1 protein-coding gene is annotated in these 576 nt (G+C 34.4%); it reads left to right on the top strand.

The window, feature by feature from the left end:
- Positions 1-2 precede the first annotated feature (2 nt).
- The coding region (locus tag EMN46_RS18815; protein WP_154202558.1) for a GLPGLI family protein at positions 3-576 on the top strand (574 nt) is incomplete at its 3' end.

The following is a 576-nucleotide window of genomic DNA, read 5'->3' as shown; positions in this document are numbered from 1 at the left end:
AATTGGATGAGTCTTTTTTGAAGTGCGTTTATGATTTTGAGTATTTAAAAGATACATTATCATATAAAAAATCAGATGGGGATATGTTGTATCTTCAAATTGGGCATAATTGCTCCAAATGTTACAGTTATTATAGTAATCAGGTTGATTCAATATTTGGATTACCTAATAAAGATCAAGCATTGAGGCAAGCCATAAATAAAGCATTTGAAACCAATACTGGATATCCTCATAAGCGAATGAAGACTTTTGTGTATAAAAATTACCCAGAAGGAAAGATTACAGTTACCGATGGACTTTCGGCGCAGGATTATATTTATGAGGATGAGTTAAATGTACAAAACTGGGAAGTTTTGGATAGTACCAAAGTGGTTCTAGGTAATTCCTGTCAACTGGCCAAATGCACTTTTCGTGGCAGACAATGGTTGGCATGGTTTGCTCTTGAAATTCCCATAAGCGATGGACCATGGAAATTTGGTGGTTTACCTGGTTTGATTCTTGAGGTTCATGACATTGGTAAGCAATACAATTTTGTAATAATAGGCATAGAAAAAAAAGAAGAACCGAATGTGTTTA

It is taken from the genome of Ancylomarina sp. 16SWW S1-10-2, assembly GCF_009669305.1.
GTDB lineage: Bacteria > Bacteroidota > Bacteroidia > Bacteroidales > Marinifilaceae > Ancylomarina.
The sequence above is the reverse complement of the archived record's forward strand: the minus strand, read 5'-3'. Positions and strand labels throughout refer to the sequence as shown.